The following is a 1194-nucleotide window of genomic DNA, read 5'->3' on the forward strand; positions in this document are numbered from 1 at the left end:
AAGATGATGTATTAATTAGACATTCTGAGGCAGTTGATAAATTTGGGACTGAGAGCGATGTGATTAAATTCAAAGAAATTCCTGCCGTAAAAGTTATTAGCATTAAGCATAAAGGCTTTTATGAAACAATAGGGGAAGCATTTGCCTTTCTTATGAATTATGCAGAGCAGAATCATTATACTGTAGCCGGATTAATCCGTGAGTGTTATATTGATGGCATTTGGAATAAGGAGTCTGTTGAAGACTGGCTCACAGAAATACAATTGCCTATTGAAGGATAAGAAAATAAAGTATTAAAGGGGGAATATAGATGAAAATTGAAACAGATAGATTATTTTTACGTGAGATGAGTGAGGCGGATTATGAAGCGCTTTATGCCGTTTTGGCAGATAGTGATATTATGCAGCATTATCCATATACATTTGATCAGCAAAGGGTACGAGGCTGGATTGATAGGAATATTGAGAGATATAGAATATTTGGTTTTGGGTTATGGGCAGTATGCCTAAAGGATACAGGAGAAATGATAGGTGATTGTGGATTAACTATGCAGAATATTGGTGGAGTGATTAAGCCAGAGATAGGATATCATATCCGCAGGGATATGCAGCGTAAAGGTTATGCAAAAGAATCAGCACAGGCGGTAAGAGACTGGACATTTGAGCATACCCCTTTTAATGAGATTTTCTCATATATGAAATATACCAATGAGCCGTCAGCGAAGACGGCTATTTCTTGGGGATGTCACCTGGTAGATGAATTTAAGGATGAAGTGAATGAGATCACAAAAGTATTTGCTATTACAAGAGCAGCGTAGCAAGAACTGAAATAGATAGAAGAAAAGAGATTTTTTCAAAAAGCACTATGGAGTTTATTTAGATTTCCATAGTGCTTTTATTTTATGTATGTGCCTGATCATATAGTTTTTGAATCTCACTTGGGAGTTTGTCTGGTAACATGGCATTAATACTGTCTTCATTACCATCTGACATAGCCTTATCATAATACCAGCATTTGAAGTTTAACATGGCAAGTGTTTTTTCTAAGGCCTTAATTTCTTCTTCAATGGCTTGTTTTCTTGTTTCGAAGAGGTCTTTTCTTTGCTGATAGGTTGTAGGACCTTCACTTACCCATTTGAAGAATTGTTTAATGTCTTTTATTTCAAGCCCAGATTTCTTTAGGCATTCGATGACA

The 1194-nt window shown here is 36.0% G+C and carries 3 protein-coding genes; 2 read left to right on the forward strand and 1 reads right to left on the reverse strand.

Annotated features, from left to right (window positions below):
• Together JCM14822_RS18670 and JCM14822_RS18675 are read left to right on the forward strand one after the other, a co-directional pair.
• Positions 1-281: GyrI-like domain-containing protein (locus tag JCM14822_RS18670; protein WP_172674872.1), on the forward strand; the 281-nt coding region annotated here is incomplete at its 5' end.
• Positions 282-310: 29 nt separating this feature from the next.
• Positions 311-817 carry a GNAT family N-acetyltransferase gene (locus JCM14822_RS18675; protein ID WP_054744154.1) on the forward strand — a complete coding sequence of 169 codons (507 nt, stop codon included), beginning with the start codon at positions 311-313 and terminating at the stop codon, positions 815-817.
• 82 nt (positions 818-899) lie between these two features.
• On the opposite strand, the gene JCM14822_RS21115 is transcribed toward JCM14822_RS18675, so the two are convergent.
• The coding region (locus JCM14822_RS21115; RefSeq protein ID WP_054744156.1) for a MerR family transcriptional regulator at positions 900-1194 on the reverse strand (295 nt) is incomplete at its 5' end.

Source organism: Cellulosilyticum ruminicola JCM 14822 (assembly GCF_001311925.1).
GTDB classification, from domain to species: Bacteria; Bacillota; Clostridia; order Lachnospirales; family Cellulosilyticaceae; genus Cellulosilyticum; species Cellulosilyticum ruminicola.